The organism is Paraburkholderia sp. BCC1884, from assembly GCF_900996225.1.
GTDB lineage: Bacteria > Pseudomonadota > Gammaproteobacteria > Burkholderiales > Burkholderiaceae > Paraburkholderia.
In genome coordinates, this window is sequence record NZ_CAAJGL010000114.1 from 1 (window position 1) to 545 (window position 545).

General features: G+C 61.8%; 1 pseudogene. It reads right to left on the reverse strand.

From position 1 onward, the window contains the following. A pseudogene (locus tag FQ705_RS27610) lies at window positions 1-545 on the reverse strand (electron transfer flavoprotein subunit beta/FixA family protein); the annotation flags it as partial.

The window sequence follows — 545 nt, forward strand, 5'->3', positions numbered from 1 at the left end:
TAGCGCGGCTCGTTCAGGCGCAGATCGGTCGTCACCACAGCGGGCAGCGTCAGCGACAGCGTTTCAGCGCCGCCATCCACTTCGCGCGACACCGTCGCCTTACCGTCGGCCACCACGACTTTCGATGCGAACGTCGCTTGCGGCAGATTGGCCAGGGCAGCCAGCATCTGGCCGGTCTAGTTCGAATCGTCGTCGATGGCCTGCTTGCCCAGAATGATGAGCTGCGGCTGTTCCTTGTCGACCAGCGCCTTCAACAGCTTGGCGACCGCCAGCGGTTGCAGTTCTTCAGAAGACTCGATCAGGATCGCACGATCCGCGCCAATCGCCAGCGCCGTGCGCAGCGTTTCCTGCGACTGCGTCACACCGCACGACACAGCGATCACTTCCGTCGCCACGCCTGCTTCCTTCAACCGCACCGCTTCTTCCACGGCGATTTCGTCGAACGGATTCATCGACATCTTCACGTTCGCGATGTCGACACCCGTGCCGTCCGATTTGACCCGGACCTTCACGTTGTAGTCGACCACTCTCTTGACTGGCACCAG